Source organism: Saccharomonospora sp. NPDC046836 (genome assembly GCF_040645195.1).
GTDB lineage: Bacteria > Actinomycetota > Actinomycetes > Mycobacteriales > Pseudonocardiaceae > Prauserella_A.
The window spans coordinates 1-26920 of sequence record NZ_JBEYXW010000053.1 but is presented as its reverse complement, the minus strand read 5'-3'; the positions used below and the strand labels follow the sequence as shown (position 1 = coordinate 26920).

25 protein-coding genes are annotated in these 26920 nt (G+C 70.4%); 9 read left to right on the top strand and 16 right to left on the bottom strand.

The window, feature by feature from the left end:
* Nucleotides 1–1116: hypothetical protein (locus tag ABZ863_RS32845; RefSeq protein ID WP_358543429.1), on the bottom strand; the 1116-nt coding region annotated here is incomplete at its 3' end.
* A gap of 52 nt (nt 1117–1168) precedes the next feature.
* Between ABZ863_RS32845 and ABZ863_RS32840 the strand changes: the two genes are divergently transcribed.
* The 3 genes from ABZ863_RS32840 (at nt 1169) to ABZ863_RS32830 (ending at nt 3272) form a co-directional block, all read left to right on the top strand.
* Nucleotides 1169–1456, top strand: coding sequence for a hypothetical protein (locus tag ABZ863_RS32840; RefSeq protein ID WP_358341194.1), 288 nt, complete (start codon nt 1169–1171; stop codon nt 1454–1456).
* Nucleotides 1457–1477: 21 nt separating this feature from the next.
* A complete protein-coding gene (locus ABZ863_RS32835; protein WP_358295183.1) occupies nt 1478–2863 on the top strand; it encodes a metallophosphoesterase in 1386 nt (461 codons plus the stop codon).
* Between the two features lie 184 nt (nt 2864–3047).
* Nucleotides 3048–3272 (top strand): hypothetical protein, encoded by a 225-nt coding sequence (locus tag ABZ863_RS32830; RefSeq protein WP_033947077.1) that lies wholly within the window; start codon nt 3048–3050, stop codon nt 3270–3272.
* Between the two features lie 169 nt (nt 3273–3441).
* Here the strand turns inward: ABZ863_RS32830 and ABZ863_RS32825 are convergent, their stop codons facing one another.
* The gene (locus ABZ863_RS32825; protein WP_128463091.1) at nt 3442–3837 is read right to left on the bottom strand and encodes a DUF302 domain-containing protein; all 396 of its coding nucleotides are present in this window, start codon (nt 3835–3837) and stop codon (nt 3442–3444) included.
* Between the two features lie 191 nt (nt 3838–4028).
* Here ABZ863_RS32825 and ABZ863_RS32820 point away from each other — a divergent pair, with 191 nt between their 5' ends.
* From ABZ863_RS32820 to ABZ863_RS32805, 4 genes are all read left to right on the top strand, one after another.
* Complete coding sequence (locus ABZ863_RS32820) at nt 4029–5393, top strand: MBL fold metallo-hydrolase (protein WP_358288273.1); 1365 nt, start codon at nt 4029–4031, stop codon at nt 5391–5393.
* 38 nt (nt 5394–5431) lie between these two features.
* The gene (locus ABZ863_RS32815; RefSeq protein ID WP_023419096.1) at nt 5432–5797 is read left to right on the top strand and encodes a rhodanese-like domain-containing protein; all 366 of its coding nucleotides are present in this window, start codon (nt 5432–5434) and stop codon (nt 5795–5797) included.
* Nucleotides 5794–6537, top strand: a complete 744-nt coding sequence (locus ABZ863_RS32810; protein WP_128463093.1) for a sulfite exporter TauE/SafE family protein — start codon at nt 5794–5796, stop codon at nt 6535–6537. Before ABZ863_RS32815 ends, ABZ863_RS32810 begins: the two co-directional genes overlap by 4 nt.
* 137 nt (nt 6538–6674) lie before the next feature.
* A complete protein-coding gene (locus ABZ863_RS32805) occupies nt 6675–7250 on the top strand; it encodes a rhodanese-like domain-containing protein (RefSeq protein ID WP_358543426.1) in 576 nt (191 codons plus the stop codon).
* A gap of 82 nt (nt 7251–7332) precedes the next feature.
* Here the strand turns inward: ABZ863_RS32805 and ABZ863_RS32800 are convergent, their stop codons facing one another.
* The 7 genes from ABZ863_RS32800 to ABZ863_RS32770 all read right to left on the bottom strand — a co-directional run bounded on the left by ABZ863_RS32800 (nt 7333) and on the right by ABZ863_RS32770 (nt 14123).
* Nucleotides 7333–8199, bottom strand: a complete 867-nt coding sequence (locus ABZ863_RS32800) for a cytochrome c biogenesis CcdA family protein (RefSeq protein WP_128463094.1) — start codon at nt 8197–8199, stop codon at nt 7333–7335.
* A complete protein-coding gene (locus tag ABZ863_RS32795; RefSeq protein ID WP_358196490.1) occupies nt 8196–8945 on the bottom strand; it encodes a thioredoxin domain-containing protein in 750 nt (249 codons plus the stop codon). The genes ABZ863_RS32800 and ABZ863_RS32795 overlap by 4 nt, the downstream gene beginning before the upstream one ends.
* A 46-nt stretch (nt 8946–8991) precedes the next feature.
* Nucleotides 8992–9486 (bottom strand): hypothetical protein, encoded by a 495-nt coding sequence (locus ABZ863_RS32790; protein ID WP_358543424.1) that lies wholly within the window; start codon nt 9484–9486, stop codon nt 8992–8994.
* A 50-nt stretch (nt 9487–9536) separates the two neighbouring features.
* Nucleotides 9537–9914 (bottom strand): hypothetical protein, encoded by a 378-nt coding sequence (locus ABZ863_RS32785; RefSeq protein ID WP_358543422.1) that lies wholly within the window; start codon nt 9912–9914, stop codon nt 9537–9539.
* Nucleotides 9915–10176: 262 nt separating this feature from the next.
* Nucleotides 10177–10446: a metal-sensitive transcriptional regulator gene (locus ABZ863_RS32780; RefSeq protein WP_358543431.1), complete on the bottom strand. Its 270-nt coding sequence runs from the start codon at nt 10444–10446 to the stop codon at nt 10177–10179.
* Between the two features lie 585 nt (nt 10447–11031).
* Entirely contained in the window at nt 11032–13014 is a 1983-nt protein-coding gene (locus tag ABZ863_RS32775) for a hypothetical protein (RefSeq protein ID WP_358295187.1), read from the bottom strand.
* The gene (locus tag ABZ863_RS32770; protein WP_358543420.1) at nt 13011–14123 is read right to left on the bottom strand and encodes a hypothetical protein; all 1113 of its coding nucleotides are present in this window, start codon (nt 14121–14123) and stop codon (nt 13011–13013) included. Before ABZ863_RS32770 ends, ABZ863_RS32775 begins: the two co-directional genes overlap by 4 nt.
* 312 nt (nt 14124–14435) lie before the next feature.
* On the opposite strand from ABZ863_RS32770, the gene ABZ863_RS32765 reads away from it, so the two are divergent.
* Complete coding sequence (locus ABZ863_RS32765; protein WP_358280624.1) at nt 14436–17432, top strand: hypothetical protein; 2997 nt, start codon at nt 14436–14438, stop codon at nt 17430–17432.
* 273 nt (nt 17433–17705) lie between these two features.
* Nucleotides 17706–20792: an RHS repeat-associated core domain-containing protein gene (locus ABZ863_RS32760; protein ID WP_358543418.1), complete on the top strand. Its 3087-nt coding sequence runs from the start codon at nt 17706–17708 to the stop codon at nt 20790–20792.
* A 504-nt stretch (nt 20793–21296) separates the two neighbouring features.
* Here ABZ863_RS32760 and ABZ863_RS32755 read toward each other — a convergent pair.
* From ABZ863_RS32755 to sdhC, 7 genes are all read right to left on the bottom strand, one after another.
* On the bottom strand, nt 21297–22130 hold the full coding sequence (locus ABZ863_RS32755; protein ID WP_215220545.1) for a TetR family transcriptional regulator: 834 nt from the start codon (nt 22128–22130) through the stop codon (nt 21297–21299).
* A gap of 10 nt (nt 22131–22140) precedes the next feature.
* Nucleotides 22141–22617 carry a DCC1-like thiol-disulfide oxidoreductase family protein gene (locus tag ABZ863_RS32750; RefSeq protein ID WP_358196480.1) on the bottom strand — a complete coding sequence of 159 codons (477 nt, stop codon included), beginning with the start codon at nt 22615–22617 and terminating at the stop codon, nt 22141–22143.
* A 5-nt stretch (nt 22618–22622) separates the two neighbouring features.
* Nucleotides 22623–23045 (bottom strand): hypothetical protein, encoded by a 423-nt coding sequence (locus tag ABZ863_RS32745; protein ID WP_008405247.1) that lies wholly within the window; start codon nt 23043–23045, stop codon nt 22623–22625.
* 178 nt (nt 23046–23223) lie between these two features.
* Nucleotides 23224–23982 carry a succinate dehydrogenase iron-sulfur subunit gene (locus ABZ863_RS32740; protein ID WP_023422658.1) on the bottom strand — a complete coding sequence of 253 codons (759 nt, stop codon included), beginning with the start codon at nt 23980–23982 and terminating at the stop codon, nt 23224–23226.
* Nucleotides 23982–25736, bottom strand: a complete 1755-nt coding sequence (gene sdhA / locus ABZ863_RS32735) for a succinate dehydrogenase flavoprotein subunit (RefSeq protein ID WP_003948438.1) — start codon at nt 25734–25736, stop codon at nt 23982–23984. Before sdhA ends, ABZ863_RS32740 begins: the two co-directional genes overlap by 1 nt.
* A gap of 22 nt (nt 25737–25758) precedes the next feature.
* Nucleotides 25759–26235: a succinate dehydrogenase hydrophobic membrane anchor subunit gene (locus ABZ863_RS32730; RefSeq protein WP_003948437.1), complete on the bottom strand. Its 477-nt coding sequence runs from the start codon at nt 26233–26235 to the stop codon at nt 25759–25761.
* A gap of 5 nt (nt 26236–26240) precedes the next feature.
* Entirely contained in the window at nt 26241–26621 is a 381-nt protein-coding gene (sdhC, locus tag ABZ863_RS32725; RefSeq protein ID WP_003948436.1) for a succinate dehydrogenase, cytochrome b556 subunit, read from the bottom strand.
* Nucleotides 26622–26920 lie beyond the last annotated feature (299 nt).

Here is a 26920-nt window from a genome sequence, read left to right as displayed (position 1 = left end):
GGTGGCCGGTACGGCGCTGGCCGGCGGGACCAGGGTGCCGACCGGCTCGGCCTTCTCCGCCGCCTCGAAGCCCCAGTCGAAGAGGCGGGCCGTCTCCTGGTAGACGGCGTTGCTCTCCTTGCCGTCCGGGTTCATCACGGTGACCAGCAGCACCCGGCCGTCCCGCTCGGCGACCCCGGTGAAGGTGGCCCCGGCGTTGGTGGTGTTGCCGTTCTTCACCCCCGCGATTCCCTCGTACCGCTCCATGCCGTCCGCCCCGGTGAGCAGGCGGTTGGTGTTCTGGATGCCGAAGTGCTCGCGCTTCTTGCCCTTCTTCTTCTCGCCCGGGAACTCCGCGCTCACCGTCGCGCAGTACTCCCGGAAGTCCTTCTTCTGCATCCCCGACCGGGCGATCAGCGTCAGGTCGTACGCGCTGGAGAGCTGGCCCTTGGCGTCGTAGCCGTCCGGGCTGACCACATGGGTGTCGAGCGCCTGGAGCTCCTCGGCGTGCGCGTTCATGTCGGCGACCGTCTTGTCGATGCCGTCGTTCATCGCGGACAGCACGTGCACGGCGTCGTTGCCCGAGGAGAGGAAGACGCCGAGCCACAGGTCGTGGACGGTGTACGTCTGGTCCTCCTTGACCCCGACGAGGCTGGAGCCCGCGCCCACACCGGCCAGCTCCTCGTCGGTGACCAGGTGCTCCTCGTCCTTGGGGAGTCTGGGCAGCACGGTGTCGGCGAAGAGCATCTTCATCGTGGAGGCCGGGGGAAGCCTCCAGTGCGCGTTGTGCGCGGCGAGGACGTCCCCGCTCTCCGCGTCCGCGACGATCCAGGACCGCCCGGTGAGCTTCTTCGGGAGCTTCGGCACCCCCGGCCCGGCGTTCACCTGCGTACCCGCCTGCCCCAGCCGCGCGCCGCCGATCTCCGACATCTTTCCCGGCGGCTTCGCCTTGTCGTCGTCCGGCTTCTCGGCGGCAACTGCCGGGAACGCGGCGGAAAGAGTCAACAAGGCGGTGGAGGCGACCAGCACGGTGGTCTTTCGCAAGGCAGGCACGATCGAGAACGTACAGGTACGGGCGAATGCTGTCTGCGCCCCGGTCGGCCAGGTGCCCGCCACACCGAGCGGAACGTCTGCCACCGGCTCCCGACCCCGGCGCGGGGAGACGGAGCCGGGCCGCGATACTGGGCGTATGAAGCTCAGCCGCCCGGTCTCCTGGTTCCTGCTCGCCTTCGGGGTGTGGAGCTGGTTCATCTGGGTCACCTTCGTCAAGAATCTCTGGAACGACGCGAGCGGGCTCGCCTTCGACGCCGCCGGGGACCCCACCGCCTACTTCTGGGTCCACCTGCTGCTCGCCGTGACGTCCTTCCTTCTGGGGACGGCCGTGGGGGTCGTCGGGTTGCGCGGTCTGCGCGCCCTGCGCCGTGAGAAGAACCCCGCCCCCGCCACCAGCCCCGCCCCGCCCGGCCCCACCCCCTGACCCGAGGACCGAACGAGCGCCATGAACCCCCTCTTCGTCGTCGTCGCCTGCGCCGTCCTGGCCTCGCTGGTGGCCCTGCACTGGTACGTCTGGCGCCGCGTGGTCCGGGACACCACCCGGCCCGGCTCCCCCGTGCGCCGCGTCGCCACGGCGCTCTTCGTCCTCGGCCCCGTGCTCTTCGTCGGAGCCTTCGCCACCGGCCGCATGGGCCTGCCGTTCCTGGTCAAGCAGATCGTGGCCTGGCCCGGCTACCTCTGGGCCGCCGTCTTCCTCTACCTCCTCCTGGCCCTCCTCGCCGGCGAGCTGGTCCGCCCGCTGCTGCTGCGCATGCGGGCACCGGGGGAGCGGGGGCGCGAGGCCGGCCCGGCGACCCCGGCCGAGCCCGCGGACTCAGCCGAGCCCTCGGCTCCGGTGGACTCCACTGATACGGGTACGGGCGCCGGCACCGCTACCGGCACCGCCACCGGCGGCTGCGCCGTCGCCGAGCCGGCCACCGCGACCGCTCCGGCCGCCCCGGCGCCCCCGGCCCCGCCCGCCGGCACCCTGCCGCCCGGCGACCCGGACCCGAAGCCCCGCCCCACCCCCTCCCGCCGCCTCTTCGTCTCCCGGATCGTCGGCGGGACGGCCGCCGCCGTGGCCCTCGGCACGGTCGGCGCCGGAACGTACGGCGTGCTGCGCGGGCCCAGGCTCAAGCACGTGACGGTGCCGCTGGCCAAGCTGCCGCGCGCCGCCCACGGCTACCGCATCGCCGTCGTCAGCGACGTCCACCTCGGGCCGATACTCGGCCGGGGGCACACCCAGCGCATCGTCGACACGGTCAACTCCGCCCAGCCCGACCTCATCGCCGTCGTCGGCGACCTGGTCGACGGCAGCGTGGCGGAGCTGGGCCACGCCGCCGAACCCCTCGCCCAGCTGCGGGCCCGTGACGGCAGCTATTTCGTCACCGGCAACCACGAGTACTTCTCCGGCGCCGCCGAGTGGGTCGACCACGTCCGCGAGCTGGGGCTGCGCCCGCTGGAGAACGCCCGGGTGGAGAAGGCCGGCTTCGACCTCGCCGGGGTCAACGACGTGGCGGGCGAGAGCTACGGCCAGGGCCCCGACTTCGTCCGCGCCCTCGGCGACCGGGACCGCTCCCGGGCCAGCGTCCTCCTCGCCCACCAGCCGATCGTCATCGACGAGGCGGTCGAGCACGGCGTCGACCTCCAGCTCTCCGGCCACACCCACGGCGGCCAGCTCTGGCCCGGCAACCTCATCGCCGGCCTCGCCAACCCGACCGTCGAGGGCCTGGAGCGCTACGGCGACACCCAGCTCTACGTCTCCCGGGGCGCGGGCGCCTGGGGCCCGCCGGTACGGGTCGGCGCCCCCTCCGACATCACGATCGTCCAGCTCGCCGCCAAGCGGAGCTGAACCGTCCGACCCCCTCGGCCGGCCCTGGGCGCCTTTCCGCCCGCCGCCCGCCGAGCAGGCCCTGTTCTCGTACAGCTACGCCGAACGGACGTGCAGCGCGGTGTGATTGCCCTGGTCCTCGTTTCTCCTGGCTGGGCGCCTCGTTGAGCTGAACGAGTGACCTCGGGCGGGGCGGAGGGGCGGGGTGCGGCAGGACTGGGAGCCGGAGGACCTGACCGAGGTCTGGACGCTGCTGGAGGACGACATGAAGCGGGTGCGGCGCCTGGAGCTTCCCGCGGACCTGTTCGCGGACCCTCCGGAGAAGCTGGTCGACGCTTGGCGGGCCCGGGCATCGAAGGAGTACCCGGCGAACCTGGAGCGGATGAAGCCTCCAGGACCTCATCGTGCTCAGCCGGCTCCCCTGCCGTAGGCGTCCTTGCGGGGCAGGGGGCCGATGGCGGCGTGGCGTTGTCCGGGGCGCCGGCCGGGCGCTGACGTTCCCCGGTCGGCTCCTGGTGTGGTGGGCGCCGCACGGGTCACGGTCGGCCGGTTGACGCGGCACCGCGTGCAACGGCCGGCGCACGCCGGACCAGGGAAGGTCAGGTGGCGGCCAGGGCGGTCAGCGCGGCGTCGAGCCGGGCGGTGGCTTCGTCGGCGACGGGCTTGAGGGAGTCCAGGCCGGTGAGGCTGACCATGGTGCCCGGGTCGAGGGCCTGGACGAGCGTGTGGTCGCCGTCGCGGCGGACGACGACGTTGCAGGGAAGCAGCAGGCCGATGGAGCGGTCGGCCTCCAGCGCCCGGTGGGCGAGCGGCGGGTTGCAGGCGCCCAGGATCAGGTAGTTCTCCATGTCGTGGCCGAGCTTGGCCTTCAGCGTGGCCTTGACGTCGATCTCGGTGAGGATGCCGAACCCCTGATCGGCCAGGGCCTGGCGGACTGCGGTGGTGGCGGCGTCGAAGTCGGTGCCGGCCAGGCGGACGGTGCGGTCGTAGGACACGGTGCGCTGCTCCTTCGGTGAGGCGGAAAGCCGGTTCCTTGATACCCCGCCGGGTACCCGCCAGGGTGGAGCAATGCCGCACCCGTGGTTCATTCAGGCATCCAGAACCACAGGAATACCCCCGGGGGTACTCCTGTTAGAGTGAGTACCTGATACCCCCCGGGGTACATCGTTCGAGAGGAGTCGTAGTCGTGTTCTTCGTTGACACCCTGGAGTTCGAGGGGCTTGGCAACCGCAGCTACCTGGCCGGCGGGGCCGCGGCCGCGGTGGTCGTCGATCCGCCGCGCGACATCGACCAGGTGATCACCGCCGCGGCGAAGCGCGGGGTGCGGATCGCGTACGTGGCGGAGACCCACGTGCACAACGACTACGTCACCGGCGGCCTGGAGCTGGCCCGCGTCACCGGCGCCCAGTACCTGGTGCCCGCGGCGGCGCACGTGTCCTTCGCCCGCACCCCGGTCGCCGACGGCGACACCGTGGACGTGGACGAGAATCTGGTGCTGCGGGCGATCGCGACCCCCGGGCACACCCCGCACCACACCTCCTACGTCCTGGAAGAGGACGGGCGTGGCGTGGCGGCGTTCACCGGCGGCTCGCTGCTGATCGGCACGGTGGGCCGCCCCGACCTGGTCGAACCAAGGTTGACCGAGCAGCTGGCCCGGGCCCAGCATGCCTCCGCCCACCGCCTGGCCGCCGAGCTGGCCGACGAGGTGCAGGTGCTGCCCACCCACGGGTTCGGCAGTTTCTGCTCCTCATCCCAGGCCGAGGGGGACGCGACCACGATCGGCAAGGAGCGCACCAGCAACGACGCGCTGTCCCTGGACGTGGACACCTTCGTTCAGCGGATGCTCGCCGGGCTGGAGGACGTGCCCGCTTACTACGCGCACATGGGCCCGGCCAACGCCGCCGGCCCCGCCCCCGTCGACCTGACTCCGCCCGCGCGTGCGGACGCAGGCGAGATCGCCTCCCGGCTGGCCGCGGGCGAGTGGGTGGTGGACCTGCGCAGCCGCATGGCCTTCGCCGAGGGACATGTGGCCGGGTCGTTCAACTTCGAGGGCGAGGGCAAGCTCGCCACCTACCTGGCCTGGCTGATCCCGTGGGGCAAGCCCGTCACCCTGCTGGCCGACACCCCCGCGCAGATCGCCGACGCGCAGCGGGAGCTGGCGCGGGTGGGTATCGACCGCCCGGCCGCCGCCGCCACCGGCGACCCGTCCGGCTGGGTCGGTGAGGGCGAGCAGCTCGCCTCCTTCCCGCGGGCCCGCTTCGCCGACCTCGCCCAGGTGCGCGAGCGCGGCGACGAGGTGGTGGTCCTGGACGTGCGCCGCGACTCCGAGCGCGTAGGCGGCCACATCGACGGCTCGGTCCACATCCCGATCCACGAGCTGCACGGCCGCCTCGGTGAGGTGCCGGACGGCACGGTGTGGGTGCACTGCGCGGGTGGGATGCGCGCGGCGATCGCCGCTTCCCTGCTCGATGCCGCGGGCCGCGATGTGGTGGCCGTCGACGACGGCTTCGACGCTGCGCCGGATGCCGGGCTGTCCCTGACCTCCGGCTGAGTTCCGGCCGTTCCCCCTAGCAAGGAAGGAAGCGTGTGATGTTCCTCTTCCGCCGAAACGGGCCCCGTGTCACGGTCGACGAGGCACGCGGCCGCACCAGCGGCGACCGGCCCGAGGCGGTTCTGCTGGACGTCCGTGAGAAGCCCGAATGGAACTCGGGCCACGCGCCGGGCGCCGTCCACGTACCGCTGACGAAACTGGTCGCCGGCGCCACCCTGCCCGCCGAGACGCTGGGCCGTCCGCTGGTGGTGATCTGCCGCAGCGGTCACCGCTCCCAGCAGGCCGCGAAGCTCCTCACCGAGCGCGGAGCGCAGGCGGTGGACGTCGAGGGCGGCATGAACGCGTGGGCCGCCGCCGGGCACCCGGTCGTCGGCGAACGCGGGAACAGCGGCCGGATCACGTGACCGTACTCGTTCTCGCCCTCGTCGCCGGGGCCGTCATCGGTCTCGCGCTCGGAGCCCTCGGTGGCGGTGGCAGCGTCCTTGCCGTGCCGGCCCTGATCTACCTGCTCGGCTTCACCCCGGCCGCCGCCACCACCGCCAGCCTGATCATCGTCACCGCCACCTCCGCCACCGCCCTGTACGCCCACACCCGCGACGGGAACGTGGCGTGGAAGACAGGGGCGCTGTTCGCCGCGGCGGGCATCGTCCCCGCCTTCCTCGCCGGCGCTGTCGCCGGGCGCCTGCCCGAAGCGGTGCTGACGGCGGCCTTCGCGGTCATCGCCGCGCTGGCGGCTCTGCGGATGCTGCGCCCGTCCGCGTCAGAGCCGCCGGACCGGGTCCGTCCCGGCAAGGCGGCCGGTGCCGGTGCCGGACTCGGCGCCGTGACGGGCTTTCTGGGGGTCGGCGGGGGATTCCTCGCCGTGCCCGCCCTGGTGAGCGTCCTGGGACTGGCCATGCGGCGGGCGGTGGGCACCAGCCTGCTCGTCATCACGGTGAACTCGCTCGCCGCGCTCGCCGCTCGCACCGGCACCACCGGCGGGCTCCACTGGGAGATCATCGGCCCCTTCACCGGAGCCGCGATCCTCGGCGCCTGGGACGGCAAACGCCTCGCGACGAAGATCCCCGGCACCGCCCTTCAGAAGGTCTTCGCCGGTGTCCTGCTGGCAGTGGCGGCCTTCATGCTCGTTGACGTGATCGCCTGAACACGAGGGCCGCCAACGGCTCAGCCAGGGCCCGGGAGGGCTTCTCCGGCCGGCCGCGCATCCCGCTCAGGACCGCCTCCAGCCCGCTTTCGTCAGATCAAGCTCCACCACGACTTCCGAACCGTAAGGACATTGCCATGACCACCCCCACGGCCCTCGCCACCGACGAGGCGCGCGCCCGCCTGCAGGAACTGACCGTCATCGATGTGCGTACCCCGGGCGAATACGCCGGCGGTCACCTCCCCGGCGCGCTCAACGTCCCCCTCGACCAGATCCAGCGCGCGCTGCCCTACATCCGTCACGCCACCGACCGCGGCGACGTCCTGGTCGTCTGTGCCTCGGGCGCCCGCTCCGAGAACGCCCGCAAGATTCTCACGGAGGCAGGCATCACCGCCGCCACCCTGTCGGGAGGCACCGGCGCCTGGGCGGCCGACGGCCACGAACTCCACCGCCCCCAGGGCGCCTCCCGTGCCACCTGGGGCATGGAGCGGCAGGTGAGGCTCACCGCAGGAGCGATCGTGCTGCTCGGTCTGCTCCTCGGGCTCGTCGTCCACCCCGCCTTCCAGCTCCTGTCCGCCGGCATCGCGGGCGGTCTGGTCTTCTCCGCCCTCACCAACACCTGCGGCATGGCCGCCATGCTCGCCAAGCTCCCCCACAACCGTCCCCGCGCCGCCGACCTCGACAACACGCTGGCCACACTGCGCAACCGCTGAACCACACGGCGAAGAAGGGGAGGGACCCGTCTCCGGGTCCCTCCCCGCGCTTTTGGACGCCAGGCATGCGGCCCGATGCGCGCTACCCGTGCGCAGACGGTTCCCTGTCCGGCGACGACTTCGGATCCCGACTTCTCACCGGCCGGAGCAGCACCAGCAGTGCGGCCAGCGCCGCCACCGCGGCCAGGACCAACAGCACCAGCCGGTCGGACACCACTGCGCCGAGGTCGGACAACCGCTCTTCCAGGGCGAACTCGGCATCGGTGCTCAACACCGACGGCAGCGCGGACGTGCCGTCGAAGGCCAGGAAGGCCACGCCGAGCGCGATGAACAGCACGCCGCCGACCAGCGAGGTGCTGTGCAGGGCCACCGGCCCCACCCGGAAGACCCGGCCCCGCAGCCAGCGCTTGCGGCCCAGACCGAACCGGTCCCACCACAACGCCAGCACGAACATCGGCACCGCCATCCCCAGGGCGTAGACGGCCAGGAGCACCCCGCCGTGCAGGGGGTCACCGTCCAGGGCCGCCACGGTCAGGATGGAACCGAGGACCGGCCCCGCACAAAAACCCGCCAGCCCGTACACCGCGCCCAGCGCGAACACCGACAGTGCCGAGCCCGAACGGCGTCCGCCCGCGGCCTGCGCCATCCGCCGCGAACCGAAGCCCAGTCCGGCGATCTGGGCCACGCCCAGCGCGATGACCGTCCATCCGCCCGCTGTCACCAGGGCTTCCCGATGGCCGTAGAAGAGGCGGCTGGCGAACGAGCCGGCCACGCCGAGCGGCACGAGTGTCGTGCACAGGCCGATGTAGAACAGGCCGGTGCGCGCCATCAGCCGGGTGCGGCTGGTGAAGGAGTAGGCGAAGAAGGCCGGCAGCAGCAGTGCGCTGCACGGACTGAGCAGGGCCAGCAGACCGCCGAGGAAGGCAACTGCCAGTCCGGCCTCGCTCATCGCCCGGCCGCCTTCGCCGCGGCCTCGACGGCTTCCTTGAAGGCGGCCGTGGGCTGAGCCCCCAGGATCGGCCGGCCGTTGATCAAGAACGCCGGAGTGCTGGTCACACCGAGGTTGTAGCCCTCCTCCTGGTCCCTCCGCACGGCGCTTCGGGCCTTGTCGGATGCCATGTCCGCCTGGAACCGCTCGATATCGGTGATTTTGGCCTCACGGGCCATGGCGACGAGCCTCTCGGCGCTGAACGCACCGGCGTTGCGTTCACGCGGCTTGCTGAAGGCAACGTGGTGGAACTCCCAGAACTTCTTCTGCTGCCCGGCTGCCCAGCCGGCCAGCGCGGCCTGCTCGGACTCCTCGCCGAAGACGGGGAAGTTGCGCCACTCGATACGCAGAACGCCCTTGTCCACGTACGAGCGCAGCAGCTCGGGCTCGGTCTTGCGGGCGAACTGGCCACAGAACGGGCACTGGAAGTCGGAGTACTCGATCATCACCACCGGAGCGTCTGGCCGGCCGACGGCCAGGGCGTCGGAGGGATCGCGGCGGGCAAGGGCGAGCAGGCTTTCGTCGACGGGCGCCGGGGCGGCGGACTCGGCGACAACCGGGGATTGGCCCGCGGCCTCGTCGCGGTTCCCGGAACCGTCGAGCATGAGGGCGAAAGCGCCGGTCACCGCGGCGGCGGCGAGAACCGCCGCGGCCGCGATGGTGCGCCTGCGGGTGCGGCGGGACGAAGACGGGGTGGATGCAGTCATGGAACACCTCAGACATGAGGGAGAGGGGGCAGAACCGGGCCGCAGATCAGGCAGACGCCGTGACCGGGCACGCGGTCTGCAAGGACAGGCGGCGCAGTGCGGCTTCCGTCAGCAGCCCCGCCGACACGAGGGCCAGCAGCGGCTGCAGGGGAGCCCAGTAACTCAGGGCTCCGGAAGCTCCAAGAAGCACAAGAACGAGCTTGTTGCAGACCGGGCAGCCGACGGCGAAGAAGGACAGCACGCCACCAGTCGCTCCCAGACGGCCGCCGTCGCGGGTCTTGGGCCCCGAAGGGACAGAGGGCCGGCGCACATAGGTGCTCAGGACGATGCCGGCCAGTACGGCCGTGACGACGAGGGCCGGGTAGTTCCACCACTCCACGGGGACCGACCGGCCGAACAGCGGATTGGGCACCACGTCGGTGGGTGCGCCGACCAGGATCGCCGTGGCCAGGGCACCGACGCCCGCCACAGTCCACTGCCGGGTCCGCCAAGCGCGCAGTGCCGCACCCGCCCGACGCCATGAGCGCGGGGAGGAAGACATGCTGAGAAGCTCCGTTTCCAAGGATTCAGGGACGCGACCAACAGGCCGGTCTAAATCCGCAGAACGGAGTGAAGTGTCGGCGGCGGCGGAGCCGGGCCGCCCGACAGCATCCCGGAGTGCTGTGACAGGAACAGCGCGGGGACGGAGTGAGGAACTGCTGGACCGGGGCACGAAGCCATCGGCGACACATTCTCTGCCCGCTGCGCGCTGTGATCGGCGATCACCTTCTTGCCGCACGGCGCCGCCGTCCCGCCGGGCCCCTCAGAGAGGGCAGGTGCATGCACCTGCTGCACGGCGGACGGATGCGTGCCCGGCCCGCCACGCTCTGCGTGCCCGAAGACACACAGCAGCGCCACCACGGCCACAAGCAGAGCCAGCACACCACGAAAACCGGCATGTGCCGGCCTGCGCGCTGCTGCTCGCTTCATCGTCACTCCTGCGTCCGCTGGGAGACACGGCCACCATAGGACACCCGCTCGGGTCCATATCCCTTGCCCTGGCAAGCAGGGACTTCCCCGTCATCCCCCTGGGCGCCGTGCCGACGCCTGAGATGCAGGCCGCCGTCGCCACCAGCCCGCCGGTCAGCCCGGCGGACTCCCCGCTATCGTGCTGCTGGCCGTACCCGCCTCATACTGATCGTCGCCCCCACCCGACAAGCCGGGCCAGCGATGGGGTGGCGCATACCACGGGTCAGGCCAGAGAAAGGAACAGCTTCTCCAGCCGGGCCCGCATCTGCTCCCGGTCACCGGAGGCAGTCATGTCGGCATCGGTCAGGCAGTGCTGCAGTCCCGTGGCGATGATCGCAAAACCCGCCTTGTCCAGAGCCCGGGACGCCGCCGCGAGCTGCGTGACCACCTCCTCGCAGTCCCGCCCCTCCTCGATCATCTTGATCACACCGGCTATCTGGCCCTGCGCCCGGCGCAGCCGGTCGACCACTGTCTTCAGTTCCTCAGCCGCCATCGCCAGTTCCACAGCCCACACTCCTTCACGATACCCCCACGGGTATCCTATCGAAGGGGTAACACCAACCGAGCAACAAAAAGTCCCCGGGGCACCCACAACCGCCCCCACCGCCGACCAGACGAACGCCTGCCCGCACAGCGGCCGGCCGCTGTGCTTGCCCTTCGGGCCGCGGTGTCGAGCCCTCCCGGCGTGGACTCGCGGATGTTCTCCCGCTCGGTCTTCGCCCTCGCCGCGCAGAACGCGAATCAGGTCGGGTTGGATCTGCTCGACGGACTCGCCGCCCGCGCGGCGCCGGAGCGCGGTGTGGAGCATGTCGTCGGTGATGACCGGGGGCCAGAACCCGTCCGTCGCGAGCAGCTACCGCGCACTCGCCGAGCACGCCAAGCGCGAGGCGTACCCCGAAGCCGTCGAACAGGCCCACGCCGACCTTGCCGCCATGAGTGACGCTTTCTCCCCTGACGCCGCGTCATGTGGCAGAGGAGCATTCTCCGCGCGGTTGCGCGGTGGCGCGGTGGCGGTGGGAGACAGGCGGCCCGCCCGCCGTCTGCCGGCAGAGCGGGCCGCTTGGTCGTGGGGACCAGGTCAGCTGATGGCCTTGTGCCCGGTCCAGTCGCCTGGCAGTTCGAGCTTCCGCTTGGCGTCGGTCCCCACGTCGAGGTAGGCGTGGAGGGTGTTGGTGCTGCTGCGGGTGTACCAGAGGTCGAAGCGGCCGCTGTGGTCCGCGTCGCCGGGTGAGGTGAGGAGCGGGTTGGCCGCGACGGTGAAGCTGCTTCCCGCCCGGACCCGGTTGGCCGCGTCGGTGAGCCAGTCGCCGGGTTCGTCGGTGCCCCGGTAGACCCAGAGGTCGCCGTTGGTGCGGTCACGGGCGGCCAGGTCCGGGCGGCCGTCGCCGTCGGTGTCGCCGGGCGCGATCAGGTCCGTCTCGGCCCAGCCCTCGGAGGCGAGCAGGACGGGTTCCAGATCGCTGTCGAGCCGGCGGTCGGCGTGGCCGAAGTACAGCCAGAGCCGGTCGCCCTCCTTGACGAGGAGGTCGGGGTGGCCGGGAACGTCAGGGGTGCCGTCGCCGTCCACGTCCAGCGGGCCGTCGACATCGCCGATGGCGAGGATCTGGTCGGCTTCCTGCCAGTGGTCGTTCTCGGACGCGTACACGGTCAGTTCCTCGCGGGCCGATCCGTCGGCGCATTTCGTGCAGGCGAAGCCGTGGCCGTTGTTCGGGTATGCCCAGAGCCGCTTCTTCCCGAGGGTCGCGTCCGTGCGCAGGGCGAGCAGATCCTCGTAGCCGTCGTCCGTCCAGTCGCCGCGATGGGTGATGAGCGTGTTGTTCCAGGTGAAGTCGGAAGCCGTCTTGGCGTTGGTGGCCAGGGTGCCGTCGCCGCCGCCGTGGTGGCGCTGGAGCACGCCGTCCTTGTCGATCGACCAGAGGTCGGGGTTGCCGTCGCCGTCGATGTCCCCCGGTTGATCCGGTCTGGCGAGCCCGAAGGCATAGAAGAGGTAGTCGGCAAGGTCGGAGCGGTTTCCTGCCTTGTCGAGACTGCGGGCGTAGAAGTAGTTCGCGCCGGCGGCCGTCGGGGTGACCCGGACGCCTGCCTTGCCGTCCGTGCCTGCCTTGACCGTTCGGACGGTCTTGTCGCTGTCCGTCCAGTACTCGTAGGAAACCACGTCGGACACCCCGCCGTTGGTCAGCTGGAAGACACCTTCCTCCCGGACCGAGCCGGTTCCGGTGGGCCAGCCGTTCGCGCCGTCCGGGAACCTGGTGGAGGAGATGCCGGGCCTGGCGTCCGGCCGGTCGGGATCGTGGAGGAAGCGGCAGCCGGGGGCGCCCTTGGTCGGGTTCCAGTCCGAGGTCAGTTTGCCGTCCCCGGCCTGTGCCTTCCAGGAGAAGTTGCCGCCTGCGGTCTTGACGTGGTCCTTGAGGAGGCCGGTGGGCAGGGTGTAGCGGGCGTACTGGCCCGACGGAGCGGAGATCGTCTTGTCGACGATCAGTGTGCCGTTCGGGTCGTCGTTGGGATGGTGGCCGGTGGCCCAGAGGTGGAACGTGATCCGGACGGTGTCGGCGTCCTTGTCGGTCGCCTTCGCGCGCAGGGAGATCGGCGTGTTGCCGATGAGGCCGAAGGGCGCGGTGGTACGGCAGATCTGGCCGTCGCCCGCCGTGGAGGGGCTGGTGTCCAGCCCGGTCGGCACCCCGGGGCGGGTGTTGTACTCGGTGGAGAGGACGGCGCTCTTGGCCTCGAACCGCTTCCAGCCCAGGACGTCCGACTCGTTGCCCGCCGCCAGCTCGAAGATGATGGTGTTCCACCGGGACGAGGCCGCGTCCTTCGCCCCCTTGGTGACGTCGAAGGCGAGGTTGCCGGCCGGGCAGCTGCCGCCCCAGCCCTTGGCGGCGGTGACGGAGTCCAGCATCTCGCGGCGGGTGGGGCGGTTGTTCCAGCTCGTCGACGAGCCGATGGTCGTCGTACGCCAGAGCTGTACGGGCTTCGCGGTGCACGAGTAGGACCACGTGTTCTTGATCCGGAAGGTCGACTTGCTGACGACCTTGTCCGTGCTCCACAGGTTCTTGGTGTTCATCCGGAAGTACGACCGGGCCAGGCCGTTGGTGACGTCCTCGTAGCCGACCCGGGCGTCCTTGGTGCCACCGAACCGTCGCTGTTACGCCAGCCGTTGCCGTTGTAGTAGGAGCTGTCCGGCGTCTTCTTGTAGGCGATGGCCCAGGCGTAGCGGGAGCCGGAGACCGAGGGGTCCAGGTACACCGGGTACTGGGTGTCCTCGCCGAGCAGGATCTCGCGGTCGGGGATCAGGGACAGGTTCCGCCCCTCCAGCGCGACGCCCATGGTGGCTTCGCGGGCGCCGTGGGGAGGAGTGAACTCGTCCACGGGCGGCGGCAGGGCAGCTTGCGCGCCGCGCGCCGTGGCCCCGCCGGCGGAGGAACTGCTGTCCCACATCAGCGGCGTGGGAGCGGTGAAGATCTCCTGCCCGGCAGGATTCACGGCGGTGAGGTTGCCGTGTTCGTCGGCCTCGACATCCAGTCCCTCGCTCTCCAGGCCGAACCTGACCGCTTGGAGGGCGGGGTTGGCGGCTGCGTCGGCGCTCTTCACCACCAGGATCTGGCCGAAGCCGGCCGATCCGGCGCGCAGGCGCAGGTCCACGTCCGGCAGCACGTCGGGGTAGGTCACGGCGTCGTCCTCGACCCGGGGCGTGGGCAGTTCGCCGGGCCAGGTCCAGTTCAGGCCGCGGCCGTCCCTGCGTACCGAGACGAGGGGGCCGTCGCCTCCACCGGAGAAGCGGACCTCCACCTCGGTCGCCTTCGGGGAGAGGGTGCCGTCCGCGTTCTCCGCGAGGGCGGTGTCGATCTCGCGGAGTGTTCCGTCCTGCCGCACCCACTGGGGGAGCGCGTAGGTGTCCTGAGTGAGCGTGCCGGACGGATTGGCGAACACCTGGGTGGTCTCGGTGCGTTCGGCCAGTACCTCGACCGGTTCGCCGCTCTCCTGGGCCTGCTCCAGGGCCTGGTCCGTCGGGTCGGCGGGTGCTCCCTCCGCCGCGGCCGGAGCGTTGCCCCCGTCGTCGGCGAAGGCCGTCTCCTCTCCGGTGAGCTGGGCCAGAAGGGCGACCGCGAGGGCGGTCGACAGGACGGCGCCGGCACCGGCGCGCCTCCTGCGTCTTTGACGGTATCTCCACATGGAAATTCGTTTCCTTTTCTCATTCATTGCATAAGACGGAACGTGTTCCGTATGTGCGCGCCACCTTATGGCCCGCCCTGAATGTGGGGCCGCGTGGACGCTTAACGGAGTTGTCTCCTTACCGAACGGCATCACTGCACGTCAAGGCATTTCCCTTTCGATGCTCAATCAGATGCATGATGGTGGTTTGAGGGCCTGTGCGGCAGCTTCTACGCTTCCGTAGATCACGGGCGGATAACTGATTCATTCGCAAGGTTGCATGTGCCATCGGGTGAGCTAGCTTTGGGTCGCCTTTACTCTTATGAAGATCCTGTGGGGGGACTCATGGCCGGCTCCGGCGGCAGAACCAGAGGTGCCTTCGCGCGCCGTCGACCCGTCGGCCGGACCCTCCGCGGGATACGCGTCATAGCCCTGTCCCTGATCGGCTACCTCATCGCCGGCCTGCTCGGTGCCCCCCTCGCGGCCGCCGCCGAACTCGCCCTCAGGGAACTGGACAAGCCCAAGCCGGTGCCGGTCTCGCCGGTCGAGCCGCAGCGGTTCGCGGCGGCCGACGAGGCGGCGAAGAACCCGTGGAAGCCGGATGCCGACGCGGCCTGGCCGACCCCCGGCAGCACGATCGCCACGGTCGCCGACACGCAGAGCAAGGCGTCCGGCAAGAGGGCGGGTTCGCTGCCCTTCCGGGCCTCCGCCGCCAAGGGGAAGGCCGCGGCCGACCAGGTGCAGGTGCAGGTGCTGGGCCAGGAGGCCGCCCGTACCGCAGGAGTCGACGGAGTGTTGCTGGCCGTCCGGGCCCTCGGCTCCGCCTCGGGACCCGACACGGCACCGCTGGACATCGAGCTCGACTACGCGGGCTTCGCCGGCATGTACGGCGGTGACTGGGCCTCCCGCCTGACGGTGCGCGAGGTGCCCGCCTGCGCCCTCACCTCATCGGGCCGTAAGGGCTGCGCCCCGTCCGCGGCCGTGGACAGCGTCAACGACTCCGAGGCCGGGAAGCTGACGGCCACGCTCGCCGCTCCGGTCGCCGCCACCCCCACCCCCACCACCGACCCGGTCACCTCCCCCTCCCTCTTCGCCACCGCGCGGGCCACCCCCGTCGTCGCCCCCGAGGCCCGGCTCCTCGCGGTCACCGCCGCCGCGTCCGGCGCCACCGGCGACTTCACCCAGACCTCCCTGGCCCCCTCCGGCTCATGGGAGGCGGGCGGCTCCTCCGGCGGCTTCTCCTGGTCGTACGAACTGGCGACGCCTCCGGTGCCGGGAGAGTTCGGCCCCGACCTGGGACTGTCGTACTCCTCGCAGTCCGTCGACGGACGTACCGCCGCCACCAACAACCAGGCCAACTGGATCGGTGACGGCTGGACGATGGAGCCGGGCTACATCGAGCGCCGCTACACCTCCTGCGAGGAAGACAAGAAGGACGGCAACAACCCGTCCGGCAGGGTCGGCGACCAGTGCTGGAAGAAGGAGAACGCCTCGCTCTCCCTCGGCGGCTCCTCCACCCCGCTGGTGAAGGACGACGCCTCCGGCGAGTGGCGGAAGAAGAACGACGACGGAACCCGCATCGCCCTGCTGACCAGCAGCAACCGCGGCAACGGTGACAACAACGGGGAGTACTGGCGCGTAACCGCCCCCGACGGCACCCGCTACTACTTCGGCTACCACCGCCTCCCCGGCTGGACCGAGGGCAAGCCCGAGACCAACTCCACCTGGACCGTCCCGGTCTACGGCAACCACGACGGCGAGCCCTGCCACGCCACCGCCTTCAAGGACTCCTGGTGCCAGCAGGCCTGGCGGTGGAACCTCGACTACGTGGTCGACCCGCACGCCAACGCCATGGCCTACTACTGGACCAAGGAGACCAACCACTACCAGCGCAACATCGATCCGGCCACGTACAAGGGCACCATGACCCCGTACACCCGGGGGGGACACCTGGACCGCGTCGAGTACGGCCTGCGTTCCAACACCATGTACGGCCGGAAGGCCGCCGCCAAGGTCGACTTCACCGTCGCCGAACGCTGCCTGCCCACCGACGACTTCGACTGCGCCGCGGCCAAGTTCACCGCCGCCAACGCCAAGAAGTGGCCGGACACGCCCTTCGACCAGTTCTGCACCGCCTCGGCCACCTGCGAAGGCAACTCCTCGCCCAGCTTCTTCACCCGCAAGCGGCTCACCCAGGTCACCACCTCCGCCCTGTCCGAGGGGACCTACCAGCCGGTCGACACCTGGAAGCTCGCCCACTCCTTCCCCGCCACCGGTGACGGGACCGACCCCGCGCTGTGGCTCGCCTCGCTGACCCGCACGGGCCACGCGGGCGGCAAGGACATCAGCCTGCCGGCCGTCACCTTCCGCGCGAAGCAGCTGCCCAACCGGGTCGAGGGCGCCGTCGACGAGGTGCCGCCCTACAACCGGTACCGCGTCCAGGCCATCGACACCGAGTCCGGTTCGACCATCGGCGTGACCTACTCCGAGGCCGACTGCAAGCCCGGCAGCCTGCCCACGCCGTCCACCAACACCAAGCGCTGCTACCCGGTCATCTGGTCCCCGCCCGAGTCCCCGGGCGTCGACTACGAGCCGTACCAGGACTGGTTCCACTCCTACGTCGTGACCCAGATGCTGGAGTCGGACAACACCGGTGGCGCGCCCGTCAAGCGCACCGACTACCGCTACCTCGGCGGACTGGCCTGGGCCAAGGGCGACGACGAGTTCACCAAGGCCAGGCACCGCACCTACGGCGACCGCCGCGGCTACGAGCGCGTCCAGGTCCGCGGCGGCGACCCCGCCCAGACCGAGCAGTCCCTCACCGAGACCCGGTACTTCCGCGGCATCGCCGGCGCCAAGGTGGCCGACGGCGAAGGCAAGGAGATCGCCGACCACGAGGCGTTCGCGGGGATGACACGCGAGTTCGCCACGTACGACGGTGACGGCGGCAGCCTGCTGACGGCCACCTCCTCCACCCCGTGGCGCTCCGCAGCGACCGCGACCCACAGCCGCAAGGCCGACGGCCTGCCCGACGTCCAGGCCTTCCACACCGGGACCTCGGCCGAGCAGAACCGTGGTGCGACCACCGGCGGGAAGCTGCGCCGCACCGAGACCGCGCTGACCTTCGACTCGCTGGGCCGGGTCGTCACCGCCTCCGAGACCGGGGACACGGCGGTGACCGGTGACGAGAGCTGCACCACCACCCGCTACACACCGTCCGAGGAGAAGAACCTGCTCGGCCTGGTCGCCGAGTCCACCGTCGTCGCCAAGCCCTGCGGCACCACGCCCAAGCTCCCCGCCGACCTCATCTCCCAGGACCGCTACTACTAGGACGGCGCCACCTCCCTCACCACCGAGGCGACCAAGGGCGACGAGACCCGGCGCGAGGAGCAGAACGGCGCGGGCACCGGCTTCGTCACCACCAACACCGCCGAGTACGACCAGTACGGCCGCCAGACCAAGGCCACCGACGCCTCCGGCGCCACCACCACCGTCGCCTACACCCCTGCCACCGGCCAGGCCCCGACCTCCACCACCAGCACCAACGCCCTCGGGCACGCCACCACCACCCACACCGACGTCCTGCGCGGCCTGGCCACCGCCGTGGTCGACGCCAACGGCAAGCGCTCCGACGCCGAGCACGACGCCCTCGGCCGCGTGACCAAGGTCTGGGACTCCGGCTGGACCAAGGCCGCCCACGCCAACGCGCCCCTCGCGGAGTACACCTACGCCGTCTCCAGGACCAAGCCCACCGTCATCACCGCCAAGTCGCTCAACTACCAGGCGGGATACGACACCTCGCACACCTTCTACGACGGCATGCTGCGCCCCCGCGAGACCCAGCAGAAGCCGGTCGGCACCAGCACCGGCGTGATCGTCTCCGAGACCCTGTACGACACCAAGGGCCGGGCCTGGCGCTCCTACGACCCGTACTACGTGGCCGGTTCACCGTCGACGACGCTGATCACCGGCGACGACACCAAGGTTCCCGCCGCCACCGAGCTCCGCTTCGACGGCGCCGACCGCCAGGTCGCCGCCCTCTCGGTCAAGTTCGGCGACGAGACCCGCCGCACCACCACCGTCCACGACGGTGACGCGACCACCGTCATCCCGCCGAAGGGCGGCACCGCCACCACCACCCTGGTCGACGCACTCGGCCGCGTCGTGGAGAAGCGCGCCTACACCAACGAGGCCCGCACCGCCCACCAGTCCACCACCTACACCTACGACCACCGGGGCAACCTCGCGGCCATGACCGGCCCCGACGGCACCGAGTGGGGCTGGGAGTACGACGCCCGGGGCCGCGAGACCACCGCGGACGACCCCGACAAGGGCACCAGCAGGACCACCTACGACGACGCCGACCGCCCCGTCATTACCACCGACGCCCGCGGCACCACCCTGACCACCAGCTACGACGCCCTCGGGCGCCCGACCGCGCTGAAGCAGGGCTCCACCACCCGCGCCGCCTGGACGTACGACACCGTCGCCAAGGGCCAGCCGGCCAGCGACACCCGCTACCTCGACGGCGAGCCCTGGACCAACTCGGTCACCGCCTACAACGACCGCTACCAGCCCACCGCCACCAAGACTGTCATCCCCTCCACCGCCAAGAACGTCGCGGGCACCTACTCCTGGACCCACGGCTACAACCAGTACATCGGCCTCCCGGAGTGGACCCTCAACCCCGCGATCGGCAACGTCCCCCGAGAACGCGTCACCACCGTCTACACCGCCGGCAACCTCCCCAACGTCCTCACCGCCGGCTCGGTGACCCTCGTCAACAAGACCTCGTACGACTTCTTCGCCCGCCCCGTCCGCGTCGAGCTGGGCAACCTCGGCCAGCGCGTCTACGACACCCGCGCCTACGACGAGCACACCGGCGAACTCACCCGCCGCACCGTCGACGGCGACATCGCCCTGCGCATCCAGGACACCCGCTACGGCTACGACGACGCCGGCAACACCCAGCGCGTCTCCTCCACCGAGGGCCAGGACGCCGCCGCCGTCACCGACACCCAGTGCTTCGCCATCGACGCCCTGGGCCGGCTGACCGACGCCTACACCGCCAAGAACGCCGACGACACCTGCGCCAAGGCTCCGACCGCGGCCACCGTGGGCGGACCCGACTCGTACTGGCACTCCTACGGCTACGACGCCACCGGCAACCGCACCCAGGAGGTCCAGCACCCCACCGGCGGCGCCTCCGGCCAGGTCACCCGCGCCTTCGCCGCCGACGCCGACGCGGCCGAGCAGCCGCACGCGATCCGCTCGGTGACCACCACGGGCGGGACGGCCGCGGGCACCGAGTCGTTCAGCTACGACAAGGCCGGCAACACCACCTCCCGCACCGGCGGCCCCCGCCCCCAGGAGTACACCTGGGACGCCGAAGGCCACCTGGCCACCGTCACCGAGAACGGCAAGAAGACCGAGTACGCCTACGACTCCGCCGGCCAGCGCGTCCTCGCCGCCGACGCCGACGGCTCCGCCACGGCCTACCTGCCCGGCGGCAACGAGCTGAAGGTCTCCGCCTCCGGCACCGCCACCGCCCAGCGCTACTACACCCACAACGGCGAGACCATCGCCACCCGCGACGGCAAGGGCTTCACCTACCTCTTCCCCGACCACCAGGGCACGGCCATGCTCGCCGTCTCCTGGGGCGCCGGCCAGCTCATCACCCGCCGCAAGCAACTCCCCTTCGGCGCCCCCCGCGCCACCACCGGCACCGACTGGCCCGGCGACCGCGGCTTCGTCGGCGGCACCACCGACCCCACCGGCTACACCCACCTCGGCGCCCGCGAATACGACCCCGCCCTGGGCCGCTTCCTCTCGGTCGACCCCCTCCTCCTCACCGACGACCCCACCCAGCACAACCCGTACACGTACGCCAACAACAACCCGGTGACGTACGCGGACCCGACGGGTGAGGCATATCCGGAGTGCGCCAGCGGGCAGTACAACTGCTCGATGGGGAAGAGCACGGGCGACATCAAGAAGATGACCTTCGGCAAGAACTACAAGAAGGTGACCAAGGCACAGGGGGGCACGGTCAGCCCGAACTACATCACGCAACAGAACAGCAGCTACCGGCACGTCTACACCAAGGGCCGGGGCGTCACCAGGCCGACCGCCGCGCAACTCGACATCGCCCAGAGAAACCTGGCTGCCAAGCGGGCGGCGGATGCACGCAAGGCTGCGGAAGCTGAGCGGAAGAAGACCGAGGAGAAGAAAAAGCAGAACGAGAGGGAGAGTGGATTCAAAGCTGGTCTCTCGAAGCTCTGGGACAATACCGGGGGGAAGGTGGTGTCTGCCGCAGCCGACGCCGCAGAATTTGCCTGGGACCACAGAGGTGACATAGTCAAGGGCGCGGCTATCGCTGGCTTTGTTGCCTGCACATTTGCCACAGCCGGAGCCTGTGGGGTTGTGGGCGGAGCTGCTTTTCTGCTCTCGGTGGGCAATAGGGCAGTCACCTTGGCGCAGGACAACAACTGGCGTACTGCCTCCGGGTGGACGTCTTTCGGGAGCGGTGTCGTACTCGACACGGTGGCTTGGCGGCTCCAGGTGGTCAAGAATCTGCACATGTTCGGCAGTGGGCACACCAATTTCCTCAACGCGATGCATACGTCCACTGGAAGAGGGCGACTGTATCAGCAGATGGGGGCGCTTACGTGGGGATTGAAGGGTTGGTAGCCTGAGGCACTCGCCGGTTGTAGAAATTCCACGTCAAGGGGTGTAGCGGGTTGGTGGTGCATGCATTGAATGTCACGCCCATGGGGATTCCAGTGGTTGGGGCAGTTATCGCCCTGGGGGTTCTGGCGTTCCTGTTGTGGGATGCCGTTCGAGTTCCTGGGGAGCCCTGGTTCAGGTGGATGAGTCCAGGTGGTTACTGTCTTATGCTTTTCGCGATCACTCAGTACTGGGTTCCCGTTATCGCCTTCTCTGCCCTGCTCATGGGGGTGGGGATGGGCCTTTCCAACTACTGGCGTTGGCGTGGACGGCATCGAAGCCGGGGACAGTGGCATCGAAAGATCCCTCCGTACCGTCCGCGGTAAGTGGCGTCAGCGTCGGGGAAGCGGCACGAATTCGGCGTGAAACAGCCAGAACCGCCCTCCCGCTGGTTGCCCTCACGGTGGTCACGGCGATCGTCACGAGGGTGACCGGAGGGTGGGCGGAGCGTCCGGCCGCCTGTCCGTCCTACCGAGTGGGCTCCCCGCCCCCCTTGCCCCTCCCCTTGGCGCTGATCGTCTCGCTCGCCCCCGGCAGAAAGTCCATCAGCAGTTCGTGGACCTCCCGCACCAGCGGCCGCAGTACCCGGAACCGCGACAGGCTCACCCCCCGGGCCGTCAGCCGCGCCCCCCGCACGGCCAGCCTGCGGGTGCGCTCCGTCTCCGGGGAGGAGTCGAAGACCCAGTAGAGGACGAGGCCCATCTGGGCCAGCCACATCAGTTCGGGGAGCAGGGTGGCCAGTTCGGCGGGGGGTTTGGCGCGGGAGCCGGTGAGGACCTCGCGCTGGATGGCGATGGCGGCGTCGCGGGCGGGGGAGGAGTCGGTGGAGAAGGGGCTCAGCGGGCTGGCGGGGTCGGCGGCGTTCTTGAAGAACTGGGCGGCGAACTCGTGGTACGGGGCCGCGATGTCGAGCCAGGCCGTGAGGACCCCGGCGAAGCGCTCCTCCAGGCCCGTCTCGCGCGCGAGGACGGGGGCCACGGCCGCGCGGTGTTCCTCGGCGATGCGGTCGTAGAAGCCTTGGACCAGGTGTTCCTTGGAGGCGAAGTAGTAGTACGTGTTGCCGGTGGAGACGCCGGCCTCGCGGGCGATGGCGCGCATCGTGGTCTTGTCGAAGCCGCGCTCCTGGAAGAGGCGCAGGGCCGTCTCCAGGATCAGGGTGCGGGTCTGCTCGCTCTTGGCGGTCCGGCCGTCCGGCTCCTTGGCCGGGGCCGCAGGTGCCGGTGCTGATGCCGGTGCCGACGGGGCGGCCGCCCCCCGCGCGCTCGCCCCGTCGTGTTCCTCGCTGGTCTTCTTGCCTGCCACGCGGCCGAGCCTAGCCGTCCGCCGGGCAGGTCGTGTCACACCCCGGGGGCTCGAAGACCCAGCCGGTACGGGGGTCGTACCGCCAGCCGTCCCCGGCCGGGTAACTGGTCCCGCCCCACTGTCGGGTGGTCTCCCGCAGGCGGGAGGCGGCCAGGACCGCGCCCCGGGCCAGGAGGGCGCCCGAGGTGGTGGTGGCGAGGCGGTGGGCGAGGGCGCGGTAGCCGTCCAGGGCCCACAGGACGGTGATCCAGGCGGCCGTTCCCCGGAAGACCTGGCCGCCGTCGCCCACCACGGTGATCTCGTCCAGGGTGGCCGCGTGGTCCAGGCCCGGCAGCAGCCTCCTGGCCCGCTCGGACCCGGCCGGGACCAGGTCGAGCGGGACGAGCTGGCGGCGGCGCTCCAGCCAGCCGCGCAGCTGGGTGCAGAGCGGGCACCCGGCGTCGTACAGCACGGTCAGTCGCCGTACGGGCCGGTGGGTGGCGGGCATCCGGGTCAGCCCTTGGCCGGGGCCGCGAACGGGCCGGCGGTGAGGTGGGCGTCGGGGGCGACCGGCGGGTGGGTCTCCTGGTCGCGGATGCCGCGGCGGCGGATCTTGGAGAGGACCCAGACGTTGCCCAGGTGCAGGACGCCGAGGACCAGCAGGACCACGCCGAGCTTGGCGGAGAGTTCCTCGAAGAGGGCGGCGGTGGAGGCAATCTCGTCGCCGCCGCGCAGGTAGAGGGCGACGAAGCCGAGGTTGACGAGGTAGAAGCCGACCACCAGGAGGTGGTTGACGGCGTCGGCCAGCCGCTCGTCGCCGTGCAGGACGTCGGCGATGAAGAGGCGGCCGTTACGGCTCAGCGTCCGGGCCACCCAGATCGTCAGGGCGATGCTGACGACCAGGTAGACGGCGTACGAGACCACTGTGAGGTCCATGTCCCCACCCTTCTTGAACGTGTTCAAAAAGCTGTCACGGGTGACAGTAGACCTCTTTTTGAACATGTTCAAGAAAGTCCCGGAAGGGCTGCGCCGCCGCGTCCGGGCATGCCGAAGGCCCCGCCCCCGGACGTACCGGGAACGGGGCCTTCAGGTCAGGGCGGGCCCTGAGCGGGACTCAGTAGCGGCGCGTGATGAGCGCCTTCTTGACCTCGGCGATCGCCTTGGTGACCTCGATACCGCGCGGGCAGGCGTCCGTGCAGTTGAACGTGGTGCGGCAGCGCCACACGCCGTCCTTGTCGTTGAGGATCTCCAGCCGCTGCTCGCCGGCCTCGTCACGCGAGTCGAAGATGAAGCGGTGGGCGTTGACGATGGCGGCCGGACCGAAGTACTGGCCGTCGTTCCAGAAGACCGGGCACGACGAGGTGCACGCGGCGCACAGGATGCACTTGGTGGTGTCGTCGAACCGCTCGCGGTCCTCGGCCGACTGCAGGCGCTCCCGGGTCGGCTCGTTCCCCTTGGTGACCAGGAACGGCATGACGTCCCGGTAGGCCTGGAAGAACGGCTCCATGTCCACCACGAGGTCCTTGAGGACCGCGAGACCCTTGATGGGCTCGACCGTGATGGGCTTCTCCGGGTTGATGTCCTTGATCAGCGTCTTGCACGCGAGGCGGTTGCGGCCGTTGATGCGCATGGCGTCGGAGCCGCAGATGCCGTGGGCGCAGGAGCGGCGGAACGTCAGGGTCCCGTCCATCTCCCACTTGACCTTGTGGAGCGCGTCGAGGACCCGCTCCTTGGGGTCGATCTCCAGGACGAAGTCCTCCCAGGTGACCTCGTCGGAGACCTCGGGCAGGAACCGGCGCACGCGCAGCGTGATCGTGATCAGGTGGGACGCGGTGGCGTCCTGGGCCGGCTTGTCGAGTACGGGGGTAGCCATCAGTACTTACGCTCCATCGGCTGGTAGCGGGTCTGGACGACCGGCTTGTAGTCGAGCCGGATCGACTCCTGGCCGTCGTCGCCGACCTCGCGGTACGCCATGGTGTGGCGCATGAAGTTGACGTCGTCGCGGTTGGGGAAGTCCTCGCGGTAGTGACCGCCGCGCGACTCCTTGCGGGCGAGGGCCGACTGCGCCATGACCTCGGCCAGGTCGAGCAGGTTGCCCAGCTCGATGGCCTCCAGCAGGTCCGTGTTGAAGCGGCGGCCCTTGTCCTGGACGGAGACGTTCTTGTACCGGGCGCGCAGCTCGGCGATCTTGTCGACGGCCGTCTTGATGGTCTGCTCGGTGCGGAAGACCATGACGTTGGCGTCCATCGTCTCCTGGAGCTCGGTGCGCAGCTCGGTGACGCGCTCCGTGCCGTTGGAGTCCCGCAGCCGCTCCACCATCTCGATCACCTGGGCGGCCGGGTCCTCCGGCAGCTCCACGTAGTCGTTGCCGTGGGAGTACTCGGCGGCGGCGATGCCCGCGCGACGCCCGAAGACGTTGATGTCGAGCAGCGAGTTGGTGCCGAGGCGGTTGGCGCCGTGCACCGAGACGCAGGCGACCTCACCGGCGGCGTACAGGCCCGGGACGACCGTGGTGTTGTCCGCGAGGACCTCACCCTGGACGTTGGTGGGGATGCCGCCCATGGCGTAGTGCGCGGTCGGCTGGATCGGGATCGGGTCCGTGTAGGGCTCGATGCCGAGGTAGGTGCGCGCGAACTCGGTGATGTCCGGGAGCTTCGCGTCCAGCTGCTCCGGCGGCAGGTGGGTGAGGTCGAGGAAGACGTGGTCGCCCTCGGGGCCGCAGCCACGGCCCTCGCGGATCTCCGTGTAGATGGAGCGCGAGACGACGTCACGCGAGGCGAGGTCCTTCATGACGGGCGCGTACTTCTCCATGAAGCGCTCGCCGTCCTTGTTGCGGAGGATGCCGCCCTCACCGCGGGCGCCCTCGGTCAGGAGGATGCCCATGCGCCAGATGCCGGTCGGGTGGAACTGGAAGAACTCCATGTCCTCCAGCGGCAGGCCCCGGCGGAAGCAGGCGGCCTGGCCGTCGCCGGTCAGCGTGTGCGCGTTCGACGTCACCTTGAAGAACTTGCCGGTGCCGCCGGAGGCGTAGACGACCGACTTGGCCTGGAAGACGTGGATCTCGCCGGTGGCCAGCTCGTAGGCGACGACGCCGGCGGACTTCTTGACCCCGTCGACCTCGGTGATGAGCTGGTCCAGGACGTAGAACTCGTTGAAGAACTCCACGCCCTCCTTGACGCAGTTCTGGTACAGCGTCTGGAGGATCATGTGGCCGGTGCGGTCGGCCGCGTAGCACGCGCGGCGGACCGGGGCCTCGCCGTGGCTGCGGGTGTGACCGCCGAAGCGGCGCTGGTCGATGCGGCCCTCGGGCGTCCGGTTGAACGGCAGGCCCATCTTCTCGAGGTCCAGGACCGCGTCGATGGCCTCCTTCGCCAGGATCTCGGCGGCGTCCTGGTCGACCAGGTAGTCACCGCCCTTGACCGTGTCGAAGGTGTGCCACTCCCAGTTGTCGTCCTCGACGTTGGCGAGGGCGGCGGCCATGCCGCCCTGGGCCGCGCCGGTGTGGGAGCGGGTCGGGTAGAGCTTGGTCAGCACGGCGGTGCGGCTGCGCTTCGTCGCCTCGATGGCGGCGCGCATGCCGGCGCCGCCGGCGCCGACGATGACGGTGTCGTACTTGTGGATCTTCATGTCGGTTGCCTCAGCCCCGTGCCTAGCGGATGTTCGGGTCGAAGGTGAAGATCACCAGCGTGCCCAGCAGAATGGTGAACACCGTGGCCGTGTAGAGCAGGCCCTTCAGCCACAGTCGGGTGCCCGCGCGCTCGGCGTAGTCGTTGATGACGGTGCGCAGGCCGTTGGAGCCGTGCAGCATCGCCAGCCAGAGCATGGCCAGGTCCCAGACCTGCCAGAACGGGGACGCCCAGCGGCCGGCCACGAAGGCGAAGCCGATCTTGGAGACGCCGCCGTCCAGCACGAGCTGGATCAGCAGGTGGCCGATGACCAGGACGACGAGGACGACACCGGACAGGCGCATGAAGAGCCACGCGGCCAGTTCGAAGTTGCCGCGGGTCGACTTGGGCGTCTTGCGGGTGCGCTGGCGGGGCGGCTCGATGATCGGCGCGGGGTGGTCGACGTCGTAGAGGGAAGCGCCCTCGACGGGGCCGACGGCGGCGTTGGTCTCAGTGGACATCAGCGTCAGCTCCCGAACACTTCGCGTACGGCGTGGCCGAGGACGGGGTACAGGGCCCCGACCATCAGAACGAGCCACACTCCCACCACGGACCACAGCATCTGCTTCTGGTAGCGGGCGCCCTTCGACCAGAAGTCGACGGCGATCACCCGCAGGCCGTTGAGCGCGTGGAAGAGCACGGCCGCGACGAGGCCGTACTCCAGCAGGGCGACGATGGGCGTCTTGTAGGTCGCAACGACCTCGTCGTACGCCTCGGGAGAGACGCGGACGAGAGCGGTGTCCAGCACGTGTACGAACAGGAAGAAGAAAATGAGGACGCCGGTGACTCGATGAGCCACCCAGGACCACATTCCTTCCCGGCCGCGGTACAGCGTTCCAGCCGGCACGGAAGAACCCTCCGGGGAAAGGATTTGGGGCCTGCCGGCTTCCTAGGTCGGTCTTGGCCCGGCCGGGTACGGTCCACCGGCCCTGGACATCGTAGCGACGTGTTGTCGGTTCCCTCGCGCCGGGGCCTTCGGTGTGATCAAACTGGCACGTACGGGCTATCAGGACGCCCCGAATCCCGCGATTCCGGGCATACGGCGTCTTCTGGCGACCCGTACGGGCGGTCCGGGGCGCGCCGGCCGGGAGCGGGGAGCGACGCCGCCGGCCGGGCCGCGCCCGCCGCCCGGCGGGCCAGCCGCCC